The organism is Pseudomonas edaphica, from assembly GCF_005863185.1.
GTDB lineage: Bacteria > Pseudomonadota > Gammaproteobacteria > Pseudomonadales > Pseudomonadaceae > Aquipseudomonas > Aquipseudomonas edaphica.
Window position 1 is genome coordinate 1 of sequence record NZ_VBVZ01000960.1, and the last position, 1,461, is coordinate 1,461.

The window sequence follows — 1,461 nt, forward strand, 5'->3', positions numbered from 1 at the left end:
GTATCAGCTAGAAACACTGAACCCTGTGGGAGCCGGGCTTGCCCGCGATGACGGGCTGGCAGTCGATAAATTCTTCGCCTGATACACCGCCATCGCGGGCAAGCCCCACATTGTGTTGTGTATCAGTCCTGGGAGTTGGTCAACGCCTGGGATGCCGCCACGTAATCGGCCTGGAACTGCGGGGATTCAATCCACGCCAGCGCCGCGGCTTCATCCTCGGTGTCCGTCGCCCACTGGCGATACTCGATCAGCGCCGCCAGGATAAAATCTGTCGCGTCTTCTTCGCCTTCCTGCTCCAGCACCACGGCCAACAGTGGGTGCGCCAGGAATGCCGCACACAACGCCTGCTGGCTGCTCTCGCCGGCTGCGCGCATCTCGACAAACAATTCGGTCAAATCCACCGACTCAAGGTCAATGCGGCTGTCGTCGCCAGCGAACGCATCCGGCTTGGTCGCGACGGCGCGCTGGGTGCGGTTTTGCTTGGCCTTGGCCTTGGCCCGGTGGGCACGTTTTTGCTGCTTGTTCGGCGAGGCCATGGGCTCAACGTCCTTGGGTTCTTAATCGGGGTGGGGTATTGAAGCGCAGGTTGGGGGAAATCCCAAGGAAATCTAGACGCGCACGCCGGGTGTGCCGGGCGCCAATTCGCCTTTCTGCAGCCATCCCAGCGCAATCGGCCACAACCGGTCCTGATATTCACTGCGAAAGAAGGCGAAATGCCCGACGGTTTTTTCGCCGATATCCCCGGGCGCGATTCGCAGGTGAGTGCGCGCGCTGTTTTCAAAATAGCCCAGCAGCCGCTCAATAGCCGCCACAGTCCCAAACGGATCGTCAGTGATGCTGATGGCCAGCAACTGCGCCTTCACTCGGGCAAAGGGCAGCTCGCTCAGGCCACGCCCGCTGGGGCGCGTTTCATAGCGCGGTGTCGGCATGCTCCAGTCGCGCACCACGCCTGCCGGCGTGTCCTCCAGCCAGCCCATGCGCTTGCCGGGGAAGTAGCCGCACAGGGCCGTCACCAGCGGCATCACCACATGCCATTTGGCAAACATGCGCCAGCGCCCGCTCGCCGCGTAATCGCGCCAGTACGCAAACTGCGCGCCGACCGTGACGATGCGCCGAATCACTGCGCCGCAAGCACCGAGCCCTGCCGCGCACCCGCCGAAACTGTGGCCGACCACATCAATCGGCTGCCCCGGAAACTCCCGCTGTGCGCGCTGCAGCATCGCCTCGAAATCCAGCACGCCCCAATCCGACCACGACGCCTTGAAGCCTCGCAACGCGCCGCTGCGGGATTCGCCGATGCCACGGTAGTCGTAGGTGATCACGTCGAAGCCGTTGGCAAACAGGTAGTCGGCGAAGCGTGAATAGTGGCGGCAGCGGACCGAGGTGGCGGCGTTGATGATGACGACCGGGCGTTCGAAGTCGGTGCGCGGGTGGCGCCAGGTGAAGCCGCCGATTGGGTAG

2 protein-coding genes are annotated in these 1,461 nt (G+C 63.5%); both read right to left on the reverse strand.

The genetic code is table 11. From position 1 onward, the window contains the following. Positions 1-122: 122 nt before the first annotated feature. Positions 123-536, reverse strand: a complete 414-nt coding sequence (locus FEM54_RS32480) for a hypothetical protein (protein ID WP_138454272.1) — start codon at positions 534-536, stop codon at positions 123-125. A 72-nt stretch (positions 537-608) separates the two neighbouring features. Beyond that, on the reverse strand, positions 609-1,461 hold an 853-nt coding region (locus FEM54_RS32485; protein ID WP_138454273.1), incomplete at its 5' end, for an alpha/beta hydrolase family protein.